Source organism: Thioalkalivibrio sp. XN8, from assembly GCF_011058255.1.
Taxonomy (GTDB): domain Bacteria; phylum Pseudomonadota; class Gammaproteobacteria; order Steroidobacterales; family XN24; genus XN24.
The window spans coordinates 1-18,127 of record NZ_JAALFH010000057.1 but is presented as its reverse complement, the minus strand read 5'-3'; the positions used below and the strand labels follow the sequence as shown (position 1 = coordinate 18,127).

Below are 18,127 nucleotides of genomic sequence, written 5' to 3'. Positions count from 1 at the left end.
GGACATCGTTGCCTCCGGGCCGCTCGTCAGAACGGGATGCGCTCGTCGAGGATGGGAAAAATCACGCGCAGGCTGTCCGGCTCGCGGGCCCGCTTGAGCTGGTAGCCGGAGTGCTCGAACACGTCGATCATCTTGGCGTTCGACGGCAGCATCTCCGCCTCGAACTCGGCGATGCTGTTCTCCCGGGCGATGCGAATCAGGTGCTTGAGGAGCTGCGTGGCCACCCCTTGGCCCTGGTAGTCGTCGCGGACCAGGAAGGCGACCTCGGCTCGCCGCGGATCGCGCTCGGGGAGCACCTCGATGTAGCGGCCCACCGCGATCACGCCATCCTCGTCGGGCGCCTCGGCAGCCAGCGCCGCGTGATGCTCGAAGTCGAGCCGCGTGTAGTAGTCGAGCTCGGCATCCGACAGCGTCTGCTTGCTCTCGAAATAACGGAAATAGCGCGACTGCTGGCTGGAGCGGTTGAACAGATCGCGCAGGGCCTCGCGGTCCCACTCGCGCACGGCCCGCAGGAAAAAGGGCGTGCCGTCGATCATGTAACCCAGGGCGCGGTATTCGCGCGGATCCGGGATGCTCATCGGGTCACCTCTCGCTGTCACCGGGGGCCAAGGGTACCCGACCCGTGGGAATCCGTGGCGCCGCCCGCTCACAGTGGGCCGCCTGGTCGTCGAAGAAAATGTGCGGCCGGAACGCCGCCAGCACCTCGGTCTTGGGCACCCCGCCGAGGAAGAAGGCCTCGTCCACCTCCACGCCCCAGGCCAGCAGGGTACGGATCACGCGCTCGTGCGCCGGGCCGCCGCGGGCCGTGACCAGCGCGGTGCGGATCGACGTCACGCCCTCCCGGCGCGCCGCCTGCTGCAGGGCCGACAGCTTGTGCAGGAGCCGCGCGAACGGCCCGGCCGCCAGCGGCTCGCGGGCCCGCTCCGCCTCGTGGCGCGCGAAGGCCTCGAGCCCGTTCTCCTGGAAGATACGCTCGGACTCGTCGGAGAACAGGATGGCGTCGCCATCGAAAGCGATGCGAATCTCCTCCGCGGCCTCCAGCGGGTCGTCCGGCTGGTCGTAGAGCAGCGCCGCCGCCGTGCCGGCGGCCAGCGCCCGCTGCACGTCGTCCTCGTAGCGGGACAGGAACAGGTCGACGTGGAAGGCCTGCAGGTAGGGCGCCAGCGGCGCGCCCCCGGACAGCGCGGCCCGGGTGATGTCGAGCCCGTAGTGGCGGATGGAGTTGAAGATCCGCAGGCTGGTCTCGGTGGAGTTGCGCGACATCACCACCACCTCGGCGCGCCTTGGCGCGCCGGGCGTGTTGAGCGCCAGCACGCCCCGCACGAGCGGGAAGCCCGTGCCGGGCGGCAGGATCTCGTCCTCGCGCGCCAGCTGCTCGGCCCGGTAGGCATCCAGGCCCGCCTCGATGAACAGGGCATCCTCCTGGCGCAGGTCGAACAGCGCGCGGGAGGAGATGCCCACCACCAGGCAATCCGCAAGATCAACGCTCAAAACCAAGCCTCACGGCGCAATTATCCCACCCGCATCGCCGGATTGCTCAAAGCTGGGCATCGATGCGCAGCAGCCGTGCCAGCCAGGCCTGGAACCGCCGGCCGAATCCGGCATCCGGGTCGCTGCTCTCTTCCCGCTCGCCGTCGCGCCAGTACAAGTCGCCATCTTCCAGCGTCACCGTCCAGGCATGGGCGCCCGCCACCTGCGCGGCGAACAGGGCCTCGAGCTCGCGGGCCAGGGCCTCGCTCTCCACCAGCACCCCCTGTTCGCAATTGAGCGCGGTCGAGCGGGGGTCCAGGTTGTAGCTGCCCACGAACAAACCCCGGTTGTCGACCACCATCGCCTTGGTATGGAGGCTGGCGCCGGAAGATCCGACCAGGCTCAGGCGTGAGCCACCGTCGCGAACGGGCTTCAGCTCCCACAATTCCACGCCCCCGGCCAGCAGGACCTCACGGTGCCGCGAGTAGCCGCCGTGCACCGCCGCCACATCGTTCGCGGCCAGTGAATTAGTCAGTACCCGCACCTCGCCGCCGCCCTGGTCGATGCCGACGAGCAGCGCCGTGCCCCCTGCGCCCGGCACGAAATAAGGGGAGATCACGGTCAGCGTCTCCTCAGCGGCCTCCATCTCGGGCAGCAGCGCTGCGATCACCGCCGATCCCTCGGCGCCGTCGAAGGCGCCCTCGGCCTTGCGCGGGTCATCGGCCACGAAGCGGTAGTCCGCCGTCCAGGTCATCGGCCAGTCGCCTTCGACGAGGCGCCGCACGATGTGATCGTCGCGCAAGCTGGCGGCATAGCGGCTCTCCCGCGCTTTCGGCTTCCACTCGGCGAGGCGGGCCCGCAAGACATCCAGCTGCGGAGCCGACACATCGGCCGGCGACAGCTCCGTCATGGGATAGGCCAACGGCGAGTTCCAGTAGGCATCGAAAGAGGCGGACGCGTCTCGCACGACCGGCCCGATCATGGCAAAGTCGAGGTCGATGAAATTCCCCCCCTCGGCGGCGCCGAAGTACTCGTCGCCGAGGTTACGCCCGCCGGCGATCGCCAGCCGGTTGTCGGCGATCCAGGTCTTGTTGTGCATCCGCCGGTTGATGCGGCCAAAACTCCCGAGTGCCTCGAAGGCCAGGGCTACGGCGCCCTCGCGCGTGGCAAAGGGATTGAACATCCGCACCTGGATATTCGGATGGGCCGCCAGCGCTGCAAAGCCGTAATTCTTCGCGCGCGCATCCATGTCATCGACCAGCAACCTGACCAGGACCCCGCGGTCGGCCGCTTCCAGTACCTGCAGGGCAAGGTAGCTCCCAGTCAGGTCGTCGTGCCAGATGTAGGTCTGAACGTCGAGGCTGCGATCCGCAAGCTGGGCCGAAGCGGCGCGCAGGGCAAAGGCCTCGGGGCCGTCGCCCAGCAAGCGGAAGGCGGACTGCCCGGGGCGCGCCGCCTCAGCCGGGCCGATGAGCTGGTCGAGACGGGAAGTATCCGTCGGGGCGTGGGCTTGTTGCGGGGGAAGCTCGGCGCGCGCTGGCAGCTGCGCGCAGCCGCTAACTGCCAGCACAGCGGCAACCCAGAGAAAGCGGAGGATGATCATGGTCTTTACGTCCCGTAGCAGCCGTGCGGGAGAGGATACCGCGGGACGGCGGGCTGGTGGCGCGCTCACCCCGGAAAAAGAAAAGGCCGGGCTGCAGCCCGGCCTGTTCTTTGCTCCGGTCGCGGCCGGCGCCGCGCACCGCTTACTCGGCCGCGGCTTCGCCCTGCTCCGGCTGGTCGACCAGCTGCACCAGCGCCATGGGCGCGGAATCGCCGGGGCGGTAGCCCATCTTGAGAATCCGGAGGTAGCCGCCGGGGCGCGCCTGGTAGCGCGGGCCGAGCTCGTTGAAGAGCTTGCCGACCACGGCCTTGTCGCGCAGCCGGTCGAAGGCCCGGCGCCGCTGCGCCACGCCGTCTTCCTTGGCCATGGTGATCAGCGGCTCGACCACCCGGCGCAGCTCCTTGGCCTTGGGCAGCGTGGTCTGGATCGTCTCGTGCAGCAAGAGCGACGCCGCCATGTTGCGGTACATGGCCCTGCGATGAGAACTGTTGCGGCCGAGCTGGCGGCCTGCTTTGCGGTGACGCATGACTCGTTATCCTGTTAGGCGGGAGGCGCTTCAGGCAACCCGCTCGTCGTCGTGCCGGAGGCTGGCGGGAGGCCAGCCCTCGAGGCGCATGCCGAGCTGCAGGCCGTGGTTTTCCAGCACCTGCTTGATCTCGGTCAGCGACTTCTTGCCCAGGTTGGGGGTGCGGAGCAGCTCCACTTCCGTCTTCTGGACCAGGTCGCCGATGTAGTTGATATTCTCGGCCTTCAGGCAGTTGGCGGAGCGCACGGTCAGCTCCAGCTCGTCCACCGGCTTCATCAGGATCGGGTCCACGGCCTTGTCGCCCGGCTCCGGGCCGAGGCCTTCGCCCTTGAGGTCGACGAACACCGCCAGCTGGTCCTTGAGGATCGCGCCGGCGCGGCGGATCGCCTCCTCGGAGTCGATGGTGCCGTTGGTCTCGATGTCGATGATCAGCTTGTCGAGGTCGGTGCGCTGCTCCACGCGGGCGGCGTCGACCGTGTAGGCGACGCGACGAACCGGGCTGAAGGAGGCGTCCAGGCGCAGCCGGCCGATCGGGCCGCTGCCGTCCTCGTCGTTCTGGCTGACCGGCTCGTAGCCGCGGCCGCGGCGCACCTTCAGGCGCATCGACAGCTGGCCGGCCTTGGTCAGGGTCGCGATCACCAGGTCGGGGTTGATGATCTCGACGTCATGCCCGGACTCGATGTCGGCCGCGGTCACCACGCCCGGGCCCTTCTTGGCCAGGGTGAGCTCGATCTCATCGCGCTGGTGCATCTTCACGGCCAGCTGCTTGAGGTTCAGCAGGATGTCGACGACATCCTCCTGCACGCCCTCGATGCTGGTGTACTCGTGCAGCACGCCGTCGATCTCGACTTCGACCACCGCGCACCCCGGCATGGAAGACAGCAGGATGCGACGCAGGGCATTGCCCAGCGTGTGTCCGAAGCCGCGCTCGAGCGGCTCGATGGTGACCCGGGCGCGGGTCCGGCTTTCCGGCTGGACCTTGACGACGCGGGGACGCAGAAATTCGTTGACCGATGCCTGCATGGGCTTCGTGCCTCGCAATTACTTGGAATAAAGCTCGACGACCAGGTTCTCGTTGATGTCGGGCAGGATGTCGTTGCGGTCGGGCAGCTGCTTCAGCACGCCGCTCATCTTGGTCTGGTCGACCTCGACCCACTCGGGGAACCCGGCCTCGCCGGCGAGCTGCAGCGCGTTCTGCACGCGGAGCTGCTTCTTCGCCTTCTCGCGCACGGCGAGCTCGTCCCCCGGGCTGACCTGGAACGAGGGGATGTTCACGACCTGGCCGTTGACCGTGACGCCCTTGTGGCTCACCAGCTGGCGCGCCTCGGCGCGGGTGGACGCGAAGCCCATCCGGTACGCAACGTTGTCGAGCCGGCCCTCGAGCAGCTGCAACAGGTTCTCACCCGTCGAGCCCTTCTTCTGGGCAGCCCGCTTGTAGTAGTTGTGGAACTGCCGCTCCAGCACCCCGTACATGCGGCGCAGCTTCTGCTTTTCGCGCAGCTGCAGGCCGTAGTCGGAAATGCGCGGCCGGCGCTGCGGCGCGCCGCCCGGCGGGACTTCGAGTTTGCACTTGGACTCCAGCGGACGAACGCTGCTCTTCAGGAACAGGTCCGTGCCCTCCCGCCGGGAGAGCTTGCACTTCGGTCCGAGATATCTAGCCATGATTCGAGCCTCTGGAGATCAGACGCGGCGCTTCTTGGGCGGCCGGCAGCCGTTGTGGGGGATCGGGGTCACGTCCTCGATGTTCGTGACGCGGAAACCCACGGCGTTCAGTGAGCGGACGGCCGACTCGCGGCCGGGGCCCGGGCCCTTGACCCGGACTTCGACGTTCTTCACGCCGTACTCGGCCGCGGCGTTGCCCGCCTTCTCGGCCGCCACCTGGGCAGCGAAGGGCGTGCTCTTGCGCGAGCCGCGGAAACCGCAGCCGCCGGAAGTCGCCCACGACAGGGTGTTCCCCTGGCGGTCGGTGATGGTGATGATGGTGTTGTTGAAAGAGGCGTGGATGTGCGCGATGGCGTCCACCACCTGCTTCTTGACCTTCTTTCTCACCCTGGGGGCTTGCTTGGCCATTCCTTACTTCCTCACCGGGCGGCGCGGACCCTTCCGCGTCCGGGCGTTGGTGCGCGTACGCTGCCCGCGCAGTGGCAGGCCGCGGCGATGACGGATGCCGCGGTAGCAACCGAGGTCCATCAGGCGCTTGATGTTCATCGAGGTCTCGCGGCGCAAATCGCCCTCGACCACGAAGCGGGCCACCTCGGCGCGGAGCTTGTCGACCTCCGGCTCCGTCAGGTCCTTCACCTTGGTTTCGGACGCGATGCCGGCGGCGTCGCAAATCTGCTTCGCGCGCGTGTTGCCGATCCCAAAGATATGGGTCAGCGCAATCACGATGTGCTTGTTGGCTGGGATATTGATCCCGGCAATACGGGCCATTAACGCCGTCTCCTATCGCTCACGCGAAGCCGAACATTGTGCCTGATTCGGCAATCGCCTTCAATGCTTTTCAGCCCTGCCGCTGCTTGTGGCGCGGATCCGAGCAGATCACCCGGATGACGCCGCCGCGGCGGATGATCTTGCAGTTCCTGCAGATCTTCTTGACCGATGCACGCACTTTCATTGCTCTCTCCTGGTTCCGGTCCGGTCAGCGAATCTGACCGGCCCGACCGTAGCCCTTGAGGTTGGCCTTCTTCAGCAGGCCGTCATACTGGTGGCTCATCATGTGCGCCTGCAACTGCGACATGAAGTCCATGCTGACCACCACGATGATCAGCAGGGAGGTGCCGCCGAAGTAGAACGGCACGTTCCAGTACATGATCATGAATTCCGGCAGCAGGCAGATCGCGGTGATGTACATCGCGCCCCAGAAGGTCAGGCGCGTCAGCACGGCGTCGATGTACTCGGCCGTGTGCTGGCCCGGGCGGATGCCCGGGATGAAGGCGCCGGAACGCTTCAGGTTGTCCGCCGTTTCGCGCGAGTTGAAGACCAGCGCGGTGTAGAAAAAGCAGAAGAAAATGATCAGGCCGGCATACATCAGCGTGTAGACCGGCTGGCCCGGCGACAGGCTGGAGGCCAGCCCCTGGAGCCAGCCCATGTTGTCGGCCGTGCCGAACCACTGCGCGACCGTGGCCGGGAACAGGATCAGGCTGCTGGCGAAAATCGGCGGAATGACGCCGGCCATGTTCAGCTTGAACGGCAGGTGCGTGGTCTGGCCCTGGTACATGCGCCGGCCCTGCTGGCGCTTGGCGTAGTTGACCGCGATGCGCCGCTGGCCGCGCTCGACGAAGGCCACGAAAGCCGTGACCGCGAGCACCAGGAAGAACAGGATCAGCGCCAGCGCCGCCGGCATTTCGCCGTTGCGGACCAGTTCCAGCGTGCCGCCCAGGGCCGAGGGCAGGCCGGCCACGATGCCGGCCAGGATGATCATGGAGATGCCGTTGCCGATGCCGCGCTCGGTCACCTGCTCGCCGAGCCACATCAGGAACATGGTGCCGGTGACCATGGTGACGCAGGCGATGAACACGAACTGGGGTCCCGGCACGAGCACCACGCCCTGGTTCTGGAAGGCCACGGCGGCGCCGATGGACTGGAAGGTCGCCAGGCCCAGCGTGCCGTAGCGGGTGTACTGGGTGATCTTGCGGCGGCCGGACTCGCCCTCTTTCTTGATGGCAGCCAGCGAGGGCACGACCACGGCCATCATCTGCATGATGATGGAGGCCGAGATGTAAGGCATGATCCCGAGCGCGAAAATCGACAGGCGCTCGAGGGCGCCGCCCGAGAACATGTTGAACACGCTCAGGATGGTGCCCTGCTGTTCCTGGAAGAACCGTGCCAGCGCCACCGGGTCGATGCCCGGCACCGGGATGAAGGTGCCGATGCGATAAACCACCAGGGCGCCCAGCAGGAAGAAGATCCGCTTGCGCAGGTCTCCCAGGCGGGCGGCCTGGCCAAGGGCCGCAGCCGGGTTCATGCTGGAGGGTGTCTTCGCCACGCTATTCCTCGATCTTGCCGCCCGCCGCCTCGATGGCTGCGCGCGCGCCGGCCGTCACGGCCAGGCCCTTCACGGTCACCGGCTTCTCGAGCTTGCCGGAGGCAATGATCTTCACGCGCTGGACCTGCTGCGCGACCACCCCGGCCGCCTTCAGCGCCAGCAGGTCGATATCACCCTCGAGCTTCGCCAGCTCGTTCAGCCGGACCTCGCCGCTGAAGCGGGCCTGGCGCGAGTTGAAGCCGACCTTCGGCAGCCGGCGCTGCAGCGGCATCTGGCCGCCTTCGAAGCCGACCTTGTGGTAGCCGCCGGAACGGGCATGCTGGCCCTTGACGCCGCGGCCGCTGGTCTTGCCCTGGCCGGCGGCGTGGCCGCGGCCCAGGCGCTTGCCGGTCTTGCGGCTGCCGGCCGCGGGCTTGATGTCGTTGAGGCGCATCTCAGACTTCCTCTACCTGCAACAGGTACGAGACCTTGTTGATCATGCCCCGGTTCTCGGGGGTGTCCGCCACGACCACGCTGTGATGCATCCGGCGCAGGCCGAGGCCCGTCACGCAGGCCTTGTGCCTGGCGCTGCGGCCGTTGATGCTTTTCACCAGCTTGACGCGGACCTGGCGGGTGGTTGCGGTGTTGTCGGCCATGCTACTAACCCAGGATCTCTTCGACGGTCTTGCCGCGCTTGGCCGCGATCTGCTCCGGCGAGCGGATGCCCGACAGGCCCTTGATGGTGGCCTGCACGACGTTGATGGGATTGCGCGAGCCATAACTCTTGGCCAGCACGTTGCGCACGCCGGCGCATTCGAATACGGCGCGCATGGCGCCGCCGGCGATGACGCCGGTACCGTCCGAGGCCGGCTGCATGTATACCTTGGTGGCGCCGTGGCGCCCCTCGGTCGCGTACTGCAGGGTGTCGTCCCTCAGCTGCACGCGGCGCATGTTCTTGCGCGCTGCCTGCATCGCCTTCTGGATCGCCACCGGGACCTCGCGGGCCTTGCCGTAGCCGTAGCCGACGCGGCCGGAGCCGTCGCCGACCACCGTCAGGGCGGTGAAGCCGAACTGCCGGCCGCCCTTCACGACCTTGGCGACGCGGTTGACGGTGACGAGCTTCTCGATCAGGTCGTCGCCGGCGGAGTTTCTGTCTGGTGCTGCCATTGTTCAATCGTCCCCGGGCGTATGCCTAGAACTCGAGACCGTTTTCGCGGGCCGCGTCGGCCAGGGCCTTGACCCGGCCGTGATAGCGAAACCCGGAGCGGTCGAATGCCACCTTGCTCACGCCGGCCGCCTTGGCGGCCTCGGCGATCGCACGGCCCACGGCCTGGGCGGCTGCGATATTGCCGGTCTTCTCGATGCCTTCGCGCACCGCCGGCTGCAACGTCGACGCCGTCGCGAGGACCTTGCCGCCGTCGGGCGTCAGGACCTGCGCGTAGATGTGGCGCGGCGTGCGATGGATGCTGAGACGGTTGTATCCCAGCTCCCGGATCTTGGACCGGGCGCGGCGCGCGCGCCGGATGCGTGCAACTTTCTTTTCCATGCCTCGCCCTGCCTTACTTCTTCTTCGCTTCCTTCAGGACCACGCGCTCGTCCGAGTACCGCACGCCCTTGCCCTTGTAGGGCTCGGGCGGGCGATAGCGACGGATATCCGCCGCCACCTGGCCGACTTTCTGCCGATCGATGCCCGTGACCAGGACCTCGGTCTGGCTCGGCGTCTCGATGGTGATCCCTTCCGGCACCTCGTAGGCGACCGGGTGGGAAAAGCCGAGGGTCAGGTTCAGCACCTTGCCCTGGGCCTGGGCGCGGTAGCCCACGCCGACCAGCTCGAGCTTCTTCTGGAAGCCTTCCGACACGCCCTTCGCCATGTTGGCGAGCAGCGCGCGGACGGTGCCGGCCATGGCGCCTTTCGGCTTCTCGCTGCCCGGCGTGCGCACGTGCACCTCGGTGCCTTCCTGCACCAACTCGACCCCGGGATCCACCTCGAGGGAGAGCTCTCCCTTCGGCCCCTTGAGCACGGCCAGCCGGCCGTCGAGCTTGAACTCGACGCCCTTGGGCAGCTGCACCGGCACCTTGGCGACTCTGGACATCGTTCTATCTCGCTATGCTTGGCCGTGTCCGCTCAGGACACGACGCAGATAATTTCACCGCCGCGACCCTGGGCCCGCGCCTGGCGGTCGCTCATCAAACCGTCGGAGGTCGAGACGATCGCGACCCCCAGCCCGCCGAACACCGTCGGCAGGTCGTCCTTGCCGCGGTAAACGCGGCGGCCCGGCCGGCTGACCCGCTTCAGGTCGTCGATCACCGGCCTGCCGTCGTGGTAGCGCAGCACCACCACCAGCTCCTGCTTGCCGGGCGCCAGGTCCTCGACGCTGAAGCCGTCGATGTAGCCCTCGTCCTGGAGCACCTTCAGGATGGCCTGCTTGATGCTCGAGGACGGCATGCGCACCTGCGCCTTGCCGGCTTTCTGGCCGTTGCGAATCCGCGTCAGCAGGTCCGCGATGGGATCGGTCATGCTCATGTCTGAATCCTTGCCCTGTCTCTCGCGCTTACCAGCTGGCCTTGCGCAGGCCCGGGATCTCGCCGCTCATGGTGCTCTCGCGCAGCTTGTTGCGGCCGAGGCCGAACTTCCGGTAGTAACCCCGCGGCCGCCCCGTGATCGCGCAGCGGTTCCGCAGGCGCGACGGGCTCGAGTCGCGTGGCAACCCCGCCAGCTTGGCGACCGCCGCCAGCCGCTCCTCGTCGCTCGAATTCTCGTCGACGATGATCGCCTTGAGCTTGGCGCGCCTGGCGGCGTACTTCGCCACCAGCTTCGCGCGCTTCTCTTCGCGCATGATCATGGATTTCTTGGCCATACCGTTGCGGTCCTCTACTTCCGGAAGGGGAATTCGAACGCCTCGAGCAGTGCCCTGCCCGCCTCGTCGTCCTTCGCCGTCGTCGTAATCGTGATGTCCATGCCCCGGATCGCGTCGATCTGGTCGTAGTCGATCTCCGGGAAAATAATCTGCTCCTTCACGCCCAGGCTGTAGTTGCCCTGGCCATCGAAGGACTTCACCGAGAGCCCGCGGAAGTCGCGCACGCGCGGGATGGCGACATTGATCAGGCGGTCCAGGAACTCGTACATGCGCTCCCGGCGCAGCGTGACCTTGCAGCCAACCGGCATGCCGTCGCGCAGCTTGAAGGCCGCCACGGACTTGCGGGCCTTGGTGATCACCGCCTTCTGGCCGGTGATGGCCTCCATGTCCTTGACCGCGTTATCCACGATCTTCTTGTCGGCAACCGCCTCGCCCACGCCCATGTTGATCGTGATCTTGCTGATCCGCGGCACTTCCATGGGGTTCTTCAGCCCGAGACGCTGCATCAGCGCGGGGGTAAGTTTCTGCTCGTAGTGTTCTTTCAGCCTGGCCATGTTTCACCCGGACGCCGTCAGACGTCCACGACCTCGTTGTTCGACTTGAAGTAACGCACCTTCTTGCCGTCTTCCAGCGTGCGGACGCCGACCCGATCGCCCTTCTTGGCGACGGGGTTCCACAACATCACGTTCGACGCGTGCAGCGGCATTTCCTTCTCGACGATGCCGCCGGCCACGCCGCGCTGCGGATTCGGGCGCTGGTGCTTCTTGACGACATTGATGTTCTCGACCAGCACGCGCTCGTCGTCGAATATCCGCAGCACCGTCCCGCGCCGGCCCTTGTCGCGACCCGCGATGACGATGACTTCGTCGCCTTTCCTGATCCTGTTCATGCCTGGCTCCCCGGCGCCCTAGATAACTTCGGGCGCGAGCGAGATGATCTTCATGAAATTCCCCGTGCGCAGCTCGCGCGTCACGGGCCCGAAAATACGCGTGCCGATGGGCTCCAGCTTGTTGTTCAGGAGCACCGCGGCGTTGCCGTCGAAGCGGATCAGCGAGCCGTCGGGACGGCGCACGCCCTTGCGGGTGCGCACGACGACGGCGTTGTAGACCTCGCCCTTCTTGACCTTGCCCCGCGGGATGGCGTCCTTGACGCTCACCTTGATGACGTCACCGACCCCCGCGTAGCGGCGCTTGGACCCGCCAAGCACCTTGATGCACTGGACGCGCCGCGCCCCGCTGTTGTCCGCCACCGTCAGTACGGTCTGCATCTGGATCATGACTGCACTCTCTTAAAGTCGTCCCGCCGTCGCTCAGCGCTCGGGCGCCCGCTCGATGATCTCGACCACCCGCCAGGCCTTACGCTTGGACTGGGGCCGGGTCTCGGCGATGCTCACCGTGTCGCCGATGCGGCACTCGTTGTTCTCGTCGTGGGCCAGCAGCTTGGTGGTGCGGCGGATGTACTTGCCGTACACCGGATGCTTCACCCGGCGCTCCACCGACACCGCGGCCGTCTTGTCCATGCGGTCGCTGACCACGCGGCCGGTCAGGGTCCGGACCGTGCTCTGGGCCGTCTTCTCGATGGTTTCGCTCATCACGCCTTATCCTTCGCTTCCGCCAGGGCCTTCTCGCCGAGCACCGTCTTCACCCGCGCGATGTCCTTGCGCACCTTGCCGAACTGGTCCGGCCGGGCCATCTGGCCGGTCGCCCGCTGCATGCGCAGGTTGAACTGCTCGCGACGGAGCTTGAGCAGCTCCTCGTTGAGCTCGGTCGTGGACTTGCCACGCAGATCCTTCGCTTCCATCACATCACCTGCCTGGACACGAACGTGGTGCCGAAGGGCAGCTTCGAGGCCGCCAGGCGGAACGCCTCACGGGCCACGTCTTCCGACACGCCCTCCATCTCGTACAGCACCTTGCCGGGCTTGATCTCGGCCACCCAGTACTCGACGTTGCCCTTGCCCTTGCCCATGCGAACCTCGATGGGCTTGGCGGTGATCGGCTTGTCCGGGAACACCCGGATCCAGATCTTGCCGCCGCGCTTGACGTGGCGGGTCATGGCGCGACGGGCCGCCTCGATCTGGCGCGCGGTCAGCCGGCCACGGGTGGTGGCCTTCAGGCCGAACTCGCCGAAAGACACGTCCGCGCCGCGCTGGGCCAGGCCGCGGTTCTTGCCCTTGAACTGTTTCCGGTACTTGGTGCGCTTTGGCTGCAGCATCCTCGTAACTCCTAGCTGGCCGCCGCTTCAGCGGGGGCAGCCGCATGCTTCTCGATCACCTCGCCCTTGAAGATCCAGACCTTGACGCCGATGACGCCGTAGGTGGTCCGGGCCTCGGCAAAGCCGTAGTCGATATCCGCGCGGAAGGTATGCAGGGGCACGCGGCCCTCGCGGTACCACTCCGAGCGCGCGATCTCGGCGCCGTTCAGGCGGCCGCCGACCTTGATCTTCACGCCCTGGGCGCCCAGGCGCATGGTGTTGGTCACCGCCCGCTTCATGGCGCGGCGGAACATCACGCGGCGCTCCAGCTGCTGGGCGATGCCCTCGGCCACCAGCTGGGCGTCGAGCTCCGGCTTGCGGATCTCGGCGATGTTGATGCGCACGTCGCCGATCGGCAGGCCCAGCATCTCCGCCACCTCGTTGCGCAGCTTCTCGATATCCTCGCCCTTCTTGCCGATCACGATCCCCGGCCGCGCCGTGTGGATCGTGATGTGGGCCTTGCGGGCCGGGCGCTCGATCTGGATCCGGCTCACCGAAGCCTGCGCCAGTCGCTTGCGCAGCAGCTGGCGGATCTGGTGGTCGCGCTGGACGTACTCGGGGAAGTGCTTCGTGTCGGCGAACCAACGGGAGTCCCACTCCCGGGTAATGCCGAGCCGAATGCCAACCGGATTTACTTTCTGACCCATGGATACTGTCCCGTCTTACTCGTCCGCCACCTGGATGGTGATGTGGCTGTTGCGCTTGATGATGCGATTCCCGCGGCCCTTGGCGCGCGCCTGGAACCGCTTGAAGGTCGGGGCCTCGTCCACCATGATCGTGGCCACCTTGAGCTCGTCGATATCCGCGCCGTGATTGTGCTCGGCGTTGGCGATGGCCGACTCCAGCACCTTCTTCACGATCCGGGCCGCTTTCTTCGGCGTGTACTCGAGGGTCTGCAGCGCGGCGCCTACGGGCTTGCCACGGACCATGTCCGCGACCAGCCGGCACTTCTGCGGCGAGATCCTGGCATAGCGAAGCCTGGCTGCTACCTGCATCTCGATGACTCCTACTTGGCCTTCCGGTCGCCGGCGTGGCTCTTGAAAGTGCGGGTCTGGGCAAACTCGCCCAGCTTGTGCCCGACCATGTTCTCCGAAATGAGCACGGGCACGTGCTGACGGCCGTTGTGCACGGCAATCGTCAGGCCCACCATGTTGGGGACGACCATCGAACGACGCGACCAGGTCCTGATCGGGCGACGATCGTTCCTGTCCTGGGCCTCGCGTGCCTTCTTCAGCAGCGCGGCGTCTATGAAAGGTCCCTTCTTGACCGAACGTGGCACGGCTATTACCTCTCCGTTCCCTTACTTGCGGCCCCGGCGACGAACGATCATCGCATCGGTGCGCTTGTTCTTGCGGGTCTTGTAACCCTTGGTCGGCACGCCCCACGGGGTGGTGGGATGCTTGCCGAAGTTGCGGCCCTCGCCACCGCCATGCGGATGGTCGACCGGGTTCATCACCGTCCCGCGCACGGTCGGGCGGATGCCCCGCCAGCGCTGCGCGCCGGCCTTGCCCAGCTTGCGGAGCGAATGCTCGCCGTTGCCCACCTCGCCCACCGTGGCGCGACAGTCGACGTGGACCTTGCGGGTCTCGCCGGAGCGCAGCCGCAGCGTGGCGTAGATGCCCTCGCGAGCGGCGATCATCACCGAGGCCCCGGCGCTGCGGGCGAGCTGGGCGCCCTTGCCGGGCTTCATCTCGATGCAGTGCACGGTGGAGCCCACCGGGATACTGCGCAGCGGCAGCGCATTGCCCGGCTTGATCGGCGCCTCGCTGCCCGACATCAGCGTGTCACCGACGTCGATGCCCCGGGGGGCGATGACGTAGCGGCGTTCGCCATCGGCGTACAGCAGCAGGGCCAGGTGGGCGCTCCGGTTCGGGTCGTACTCGAACCGCTCGACGCGCGCCGGGATCCCGTCCTTGTCGCGCTTGAAGTCGACGATGCGGTAACGCTGCTTGTGGCCGCCGCCCTGGTGGCGCACGGTGATCCGGCCCGCATTGTTGCGGGCGCCGCTCCGGTTCTTCTTCGCCAGCAGCGGACCGTAGGGCTCACCCTTGTGGAGGCCCGGGGTCTTCACCTGCACCACGAAGCGGCGGCCAGCCGACGTCGGTTTTGCTTTTTGTACTGCCATGAGTCTCAGTCCTGTGCTCTGCCGGCGCTTACTCGCCGCCCAGGAAATCGATGGTCTGGCCCGGCGCCAGCCGGACGTAGGCCTTCTTCCAGTCGGAGCGGCGGCCCAGGGTCGCGCCGAAGCGCTTGACCTTGCCCTTCGAGGTGGCGACCTGCACACCCTCGACCTTGACCTCGAACATCAGCTCGACGGCCTTGCCGATCTCGCTCTTGGTAGCGTCGCGACGCACCTTGAACACCACCTGGTTGCCCTGCTCGTTCGCCAGGGTCGCCTTTTCCGAAACGTGCGGCTCGAGCAGCACGGTCATCAGTCTTTCGCGGCTCATGCCAGCTTCTCCTCGACGCTGCGCAGCGCGGCGACGGTCATCACCACGCGCTCGTGACGCAGCAGGCTGACCGGGTCGAGGGCGGCGGCTTCCAGCAGCTCCACGCGGGGCAGGTTGCGCGCGGCCAGCCAGAGCTTCTCCTCGAAAGCCTCGATCACGAACAACCCGGCGTCGACGCCCAGGTCCTTCATGAGGCCCACGAACTGCCTGGTCTTCGGCTCCGCGATCTCGATCGACTCGACGACGTGGAGCCGGCCCTGGCGCAGCAGCTCGGAGAGCACCGAGCGCATCGCGCCGCGATACATCTTGCGGTTGACCTTCTGCTCGAAGCTCCGCGGCTTGGCGGCGAAGGCGCGGCCGCCGCCGACCCACAGCGGGCTGCGGATGGTGCCGGCCCGGGCGCGCCCGGTGCCCTTCTGGCGCCACGGCTTGATGCCGCCGCCGGAGACGTCGGCACGGGTCTTCTGCGCCTTGGTGCCGGACCGGCCGGCCGCCATGTAGGCGGTCACGACCTGGTGCACCAGGGGCTCGTTGAATTCCTTGCCGAAAGCCAGCTCGGAGACCTGCAGGTCCTTGCCGTCGGCGCCATGCAACTGCAGTTTCATCGCCATGTCCTTAGCCCCGCGCCTTGACGGCCGGCCGGACGATCACACGTCCGCCGCGCGCGCCGGGCACAGCGCCCTTGACCAGGAGAAGGTTGCGCTCCGCGTCGACGCGGACCACGGTGAGGTTCTGGGCGGTCGCCTTGCGGGCGCCCATGTGGCCGGCCATCCGCTTGCCCTTGAACACGCGGCCCGGGGTCTGGTTCTGGCCGATGGAGCCGGGCACGCGGTGGGAGACCGAGTTGCCGTGCGTGGCGTCCTGCATGCGGAAGTTGTGGCGCTTCACCGTCCCGGCGAAGCCCTTGCCGATGGTCACGCCGGAGACGTCCACCACCTGGCCGTCGCTGAAGGCGTCCACCTTGATCTCGGCGCCCGGCGCGAGGTCGGCGCCCTCGTCGGTCCCGAGGCGGAATTCCCAGAGACCCTCGCCGGCATCGATGCCGGCGCGGGCGTAGTGGCCGGCCTGGGCCTTGGCCACGCGGGACGGCTTGCGCGCGCCCATCGTCACCTGCACGGCCCGGTAACCGTCCGTCTCTTCCGTCTTGACCTGCGCGACCCGGTTGGGCAACGCCTCGATCACGGTGACCGGCACCGAGGCGCCGTCTTCCGTGAACACGCGGGTCATGCCGCACTTGCGGCCTACGAGACCGATTGCCATCTTGTCTGTTCCTCTATCACCGCGCCGACTTCGTTTGGCCGGCGCTGCACCTTGGGCCAAGCCGCCTCCCGCATGCGCCCGAACGCCGGGCTGCCCATCGCGGGGGGCGGAGTCAGGCGCCGCAGCGCCCGGAAATCAGCGGCCCGGCACGGGGTTTTCCGTACCGGGCCGCAGGGAGCCCGCTACTATACGCGGGACGCCCAGCAGGTTCAACTGCTAGTTCAGCTTGATCTGCACGTCCACCCCGGCCGGAAGCTCCAGCTTCATCAGGGCGTCCACCGTCTTGTCGGTGGGATCGAGAATGTCCATCAAGCGCTTGTGCGTGATCAGCTCATACTGGTCCCGTGCGTCCTTGTTGACGTGCGGGGAGACCAGGACGGTGAACCGCTCCGTCTTGCTCGGCAGGGGGATGGGACCCCGGACCTGGGCGCCCGTGCGCCGCGCGGTCTCGACGATCTCCCTCGCGGAGGTGTCGATCAGCCGGTGATCGAAAGACTTGAGGCGGATGCGGATGTTCTGGTTAGCCATGGTCTGTGTCCAGTGAGCCCTCGGGCTTATTCGTAAATCTTTGCCACGACGCCGGCGCCGACGGTGCGGCCGCCCTCGCGGATGGCGAAGCGCAAGCCTTCTTCCATCGCGATCGGCGCAATCAGCTCCACCTGCATCTGCACGTTGTCGCCCGGCATCACCATCTCCACACCCTCCGGCAGCTCGACCATCCCGGTCACGTCCGTGGTGCGGAAATAAAACTGCGGCCGGTATCCCTTGAAGAACGGCGTATGACGGCCACCCTCCTCCTTCGTCAGGATGTACACCTCCGCCTGGAACTTGGTGTGCGGCTTGATCGAACCCGGCTTGCACAGCACCTGGCCACGCTCCACCTCGTCACGCTTGGTGCCGCGCAGCAGCACCCCCACGTTGTCGCCCGCCTGGCCCTGGTCCAGCAGCTTGCGGAACATCTCCACACCCGTGACCGTGGTCTTCGAAGTGTCGCGAATACCCACGACCTCCACCTCGTCCCCCACCTTCACAATGCCCCGCTCAATACGCCCGGTCACCACCGTGCCACGACCCGAAATCGAGAACACATCCTCGATCGGCATCAAAAAGGCACCGTCCACCGCACGCTCCGGCTCCGGAATGTAACTGTCCATCGCCGCCACCAGCTTCTCGATCGACGGAATGCCAATCTCGCTCGTGTCACCGTCAAACGCCTTCAGCGCCGATCCCGTAATAATCGGCGTGTCGTCGCCCGGGAACTCATAGGTGCTCAGCAGATCCCGAACCTCGAGCTCCACCAGCTCCAGCAGCTCGGCATCGTCCACCATGTCCGCCTTGTTCAGGTACACCACGATGTACGGCACACCCACCTGGCGCGCCAGCAGAATATGCTCCCGCGTCTGCGGCATCGGACCGTCCGCCGCCGACACCACCAGGATCGCGCCGTCCATCTGCGCCGCACCCGTGATCATGTTCTTGATGTAGTCCGCATGCCCAGGACAGTCCACGTGCGCGTAATGACGCGCCTCCGACTGATACTCCACGTGCGCCGTCGCAATCGTGATGCCGCGCGCCTTCTCCTCCGGCGCCTTGTCAATCTGGTCGTAAGCACTCACCTCACCACCAAACTTCTCCGCCATCACCTTCGTCAACGCCGCCGTCAAGGTCGTCTTGCCATGATCAACATGACCAATCGTCCCCACATTCACATGCGGCTTCGTACGTTCGAATTTCGCCTTGGACA

Annotated in this window: 32 protein-coding genes; all 32 read right to left on the bottom strand. The window is 66.9% G+C overall.

The annotated features are described in order from the left end of the window. Positions 1 to 26: 26 nt before the first annotated feature. Positions 27 to 578: a GNAT family N-acetyltransferase gene (locus tag G6N75_RS07175; RefSeq protein ID WP_165347674.1), complete on the bottom strand. Its 552-nt coding sequence runs from the start codon at positions 576 to 578 to the stop codon at positions 27 to 29. A 4-nt stretch (positions 579 to 582) separates the two neighbouring features. Further along, a complete protein-coding gene (locus G6N75_RS07170; RefSeq protein ID WP_165347673.1) occupies positions 583 to 1,491 on the bottom strand; it encodes a 5'-nucleotidase in 909 nt (302 codons plus the stop codon). A 46-nt stretch (positions 1,492 to 1,537) separates the two neighbouring features. Further along, the gene (locus G6N75_RS07165; protein ID WP_165347672.1) at positions 1,538 to 3,073 is read right to left on the bottom strand and encodes a phospholipase D family protein; all 1,536 of its coding nucleotides are present in this window, start codon (positions 3,071 to 3,073) and stop codon (positions 1,538 to 1,540) included. Between the two features lie 142 nt (positions 3,074 to 3,215). Beyond that, on the bottom strand, positions 3,216 to 3,599 hold the full coding sequence (rplQ, locus tag G6N75_RS07160; protein WP_165347671.1) for a 50S ribosomal protein L17: 384 nt from the start codon (positions 3,597 to 3,599) through the stop codon (positions 3,216 to 3,218). Between the two features lie 30 nt (positions 3,600 to 3,629). Beyond that, complete coding sequence (rpoA, locus tag G6N75_RS07155) at positions 3,630 to 4,622, bottom strand: DNA-directed RNA polymerase subunit alpha (RefSeq protein ID WP_165347670.1); 993 nt, start codon at positions 4,620 to 4,622, stop codon at positions 3,630 to 3,632. Positions 4,623 to 4,640: 18 nt separating this feature from the next. Then, a complete protein-coding gene (gene rpsD, locus G6N75_RS07150) occupies positions 4,641 to 5,261 on the bottom strand; it encodes a 30S ribosomal protein S4 (RefSeq protein ID WP_165347669.1) in 621 nt (206 codons plus the stop codon). Between the two features lie 18 nt (positions 5,262 to 5,279). Next, complete coding sequence (gene rpsK, locus G6N75_RS07145; RefSeq protein WP_165347668.1) at positions 5,280 to 5,669, bottom strand: 30S ribosomal protein S11; 390 nt, start codon at positions 5,667 to 5,669, stop codon at positions 5,280 to 5,282. Between the two features lie 3 nt (positions 5,670 to 5,672). Beyond that, positions 5,673 to 6,029: a 30S ribosomal protein S13 gene (gene rpsM, locus G6N75_RS07140; protein WP_165347667.1), complete on the bottom strand. Its 357-nt coding sequence runs from the start codon at positions 6,027 to 6,029 to the stop codon at positions 5,673 to 5,675. Between the two features lie 70 nt (positions 6,030 to 6,099). Next, positions 6,100 to 6,213: a 50S ribosomal protein L36 gene (gene rpmJ / locus G6N75_RS07135; RefSeq protein ID WP_165281505.1), complete on the bottom strand. Its 114-nt coding sequence runs from the start codon at positions 6,211 to 6,213 to the stop codon at positions 6,100 to 6,102. Between the two features lie 24 nt (positions 6,214 to 6,237). Continuing rightward, on the bottom strand, positions 6,238 to 7,563 hold the full coding sequence (gene secY / locus G6N75_RS07130) for a preprotein translocase subunit SecY (protein WP_165347723.1): 1,326 nt from the start codon (positions 7,561 to 7,563) through the stop codon (positions 6,238 to 6,240). Between the two features lie 22 nt (positions 7,564 to 7,585). After that, entirely contained in the window at positions 7,586 to 8,017 is a 432-nt protein-coding gene (gene rplO, locus G6N75_RS07125) for a 50S ribosomal protein L15 (RefSeq protein ID WP_165347666.1), read from the bottom strand. Between the two features lies 1 nt (position 8,018). Beyond that, positions 8,019 to 8,219, bottom strand: coding sequence for a 50S ribosomal protein L30 (gene rpmD / locus G6N75_RS07120; protein WP_165347665.1), 201 nt, complete (start codon positions 8,217 to 8,219; stop codon positions 8,019 to 8,021). A 4-nt stretch (positions 8,220 to 8,223) separates the two neighbouring features. Continuing rightward, entirely contained in the window at positions 8,224 to 8,730 is a 507-nt protein-coding gene (gene rpsE / locus G6N75_RS07115) for a 30S ribosomal protein S5 (protein WP_165347664.1), read from the bottom strand. A 25-nt stretch (positions 8,731 to 8,755) separates the two neighbouring features. Further along, positions 8,756 to 9,109 (bottom strand): 50S ribosomal protein L18, encoded by a 354-nt coding sequence (gene rplR / locus G6N75_RS07110; RefSeq protein ID WP_165347663.1) that lies wholly within the window; start codon positions 9,107 to 9,109, stop codon positions 8,756 to 8,758. 13 nt (positions 9,110 to 9,122) lie between these two features. Beyond that, positions 9,123 to 9,656: a 50S ribosomal protein L6 gene (gene rplF, locus G6N75_RS07105; protein WP_165347662.1), complete on the bottom strand. Its 534-nt coding sequence runs from the start codon at positions 9,654 to 9,656 to the stop codon at positions 9,123 to 9,125. Positions 9,657 to 9,688: 32 nt separating this feature from the next. Further along, a complete protein-coding gene (rpsH, locus tag G6N75_RS07100) occupies positions 9,689 to 10,087 on the bottom strand; it encodes a 30S ribosomal protein S8 (RefSeq protein ID WP_165347661.1) in 399 nt (132 codons plus the stop codon). A 28-nt stretch (positions 10,088 to 10,115) separates the two neighbouring features. Next, positions 10,116 to 10,421, bottom strand: coding sequence for a 30S ribosomal protein S14 (gene rpsN / locus G6N75_RS07095; RefSeq protein WP_165347660.1), 306 nt, complete (start codon positions 10,419 to 10,421; stop codon positions 10,116 to 10,118). A 14-nt stretch (positions 10,422 to 10,435) separates the two neighbouring features. Continuing rightward, a complete protein-coding gene (gene rplE / locus G6N75_RS07090) occupies positions 10,436 to 10,975 on the bottom strand; it encodes a 50S ribosomal protein L5 (protein ID WP_165347659.1) in 540 nt (179 codons plus the stop codon). A gap of 17 nt (positions 10,976 to 10,992) precedes the next feature. Further along, positions 10,993 to 11,310, bottom strand: coding sequence for a 50S ribosomal protein L24 (gene rplX / locus G6N75_RS07085; RefSeq protein WP_165347658.1), 318 nt, complete (start codon positions 11,308 to 11,310; stop codon positions 10,993 to 10,995). 18 nt (positions 11,311 to 11,328) lie between these two features. Beyond that, positions 11,329 to 11,697 (bottom strand): 50S ribosomal protein L14, encoded by a 369-nt coding sequence (gene rplN, locus G6N75_RS07080; protein WP_165347657.1) that lies wholly within the window; start codon positions 11,695 to 11,697, stop codon positions 11,329 to 11,331. A 33-nt stretch (positions 11,698 to 11,730) separates the two neighbouring features. Continuing rightward, positions 11,731 to 12,012 carry a 30S ribosomal protein S17 gene (rpsQ, locus tag G6N75_RS07075; RefSeq protein WP_165347656.1) on the bottom strand — a complete coding sequence of 94 codons (282 nt, stop codon included), beginning with the start codon at positions 12,010 to 12,012 and terminating at the stop codon, positions 11,731 to 11,733. Then, complete coding sequence (gene rpmC / locus G6N75_RS07070) at positions 12,012 to 12,221, bottom strand: 50S ribosomal protein L29 (RefSeq protein WP_165347655.1); 210 nt, start codon at positions 12,219 to 12,221, stop codon at positions 12,012 to 12,014. Before rpmC ends, rpsQ begins: the two co-directional genes overlap by 1 nt. Continuing rightward, positions 12,221 to 12,634, bottom strand: a complete 414-nt coding sequence (gene rplP, locus G6N75_RS07065; protein ID WP_165347654.1) for a 50S ribosomal protein L16 — start codon at positions 12,632 to 12,634, stop codon at positions 12,221 to 12,223. Before rplP ends, rpmC begins: the two co-directional genes overlap by 1 nt. An 11-nt stretch (positions 12,635 to 12,645) precedes the next feature. Further along, on the bottom strand, positions 12,646 to 13,320 hold the full coding sequence (gene rpsC, locus G6N75_RS07060) for a 30S ribosomal protein S3 (RefSeq protein WP_165347653.1): 675 nt from the start codon (positions 13,318 to 13,320) through the stop codon (positions 12,646 to 12,648). Positions 13,321 to 13,335: 15 nt separating this feature from the next. After that, positions 13,336 to 13,668, bottom strand: coding sequence for a 50S ribosomal protein L22 (gene rplV, locus G6N75_RS07055; RefSeq protein ID WP_165347652.1), 333 nt, complete (start codon positions 13,666 to 13,668; stop codon positions 13,336 to 13,338). An 11-nt stretch (positions 13,669 to 13,679) separates the two neighbouring features. Beyond that, positions 13,680 to 13,952, bottom strand: coding sequence for a 30S ribosomal protein S19 (gene rpsS / locus G6N75_RS07050; RefSeq protein WP_165347651.1), 273 nt, complete (start codon positions 13,950 to 13,952; stop codon positions 13,680 to 13,682). Between the two features lie 21 nt (positions 13,953 to 13,973). Continuing rightward, positions 13,974 to 14,798, bottom strand: a complete 825-nt coding sequence (gene rplB / locus G6N75_RS07045; RefSeq protein WP_165347650.1) for a 50S ribosomal protein L2 — start codon at positions 14,796 to 14,798, stop codon at positions 13,974 to 13,976. A gap of 28 nt (positions 14,799 to 14,826) precedes the next feature. Next, positions 14,827 to 15,123, bottom strand: coding sequence for a 50S ribosomal protein L23 (gene rplW, locus G6N75_RS07040; protein ID WP_165347649.1), 297 nt, complete (start codon positions 15,121 to 15,123; stop codon positions 14,827 to 14,829). Next, the gene (gene rplD / locus G6N75_RS07035; protein ID WP_165347648.1) at positions 15,120 to 15,728 is read right to left on the bottom strand and encodes a 50S ribosomal protein L4; all 609 of its coding nucleotides are present in this window, start codon (positions 15,726 to 15,728) and stop codon (positions 15,120 to 15,122) included. Before rplD ends, rplW begins: the two co-directional genes overlap by 4 nt. Before the next feature lie 10 nt (positions 15,729 to 15,738). After that, the gene (rplC, locus tag G6N75_RS07030; RefSeq protein WP_165347647.1) at positions 15,739 to 16,383 is read right to left on the bottom strand and encodes a 50S ribosomal protein L3; all 645 of its coding nucleotides are present in this window, start codon (positions 16,381 to 16,383) and stop codon (positions 15,739 to 15,741) included. A 216-nt stretch (positions 16,384 to 16,599) separates the two neighbouring features. After that, on the bottom strand, positions 16,600 to 16,911 hold the full coding sequence (gene rpsJ / locus G6N75_RS07025) for a 30S ribosomal protein S10 (RefSeq protein WP_165347646.1): 312 nt from the start codon (positions 16,909 to 16,911) through the stop codon (positions 16,600 to 16,602). 26 nt (positions 16,912 to 16,937) lie between these two features. Next, on the bottom strand, positions 16,938 to 18,127 hold a 1,190-nt coding region (gene tuf, locus G6N75_RS07020; protein WP_165347645.1), incomplete at its 5' end, for an elongation factor Tu.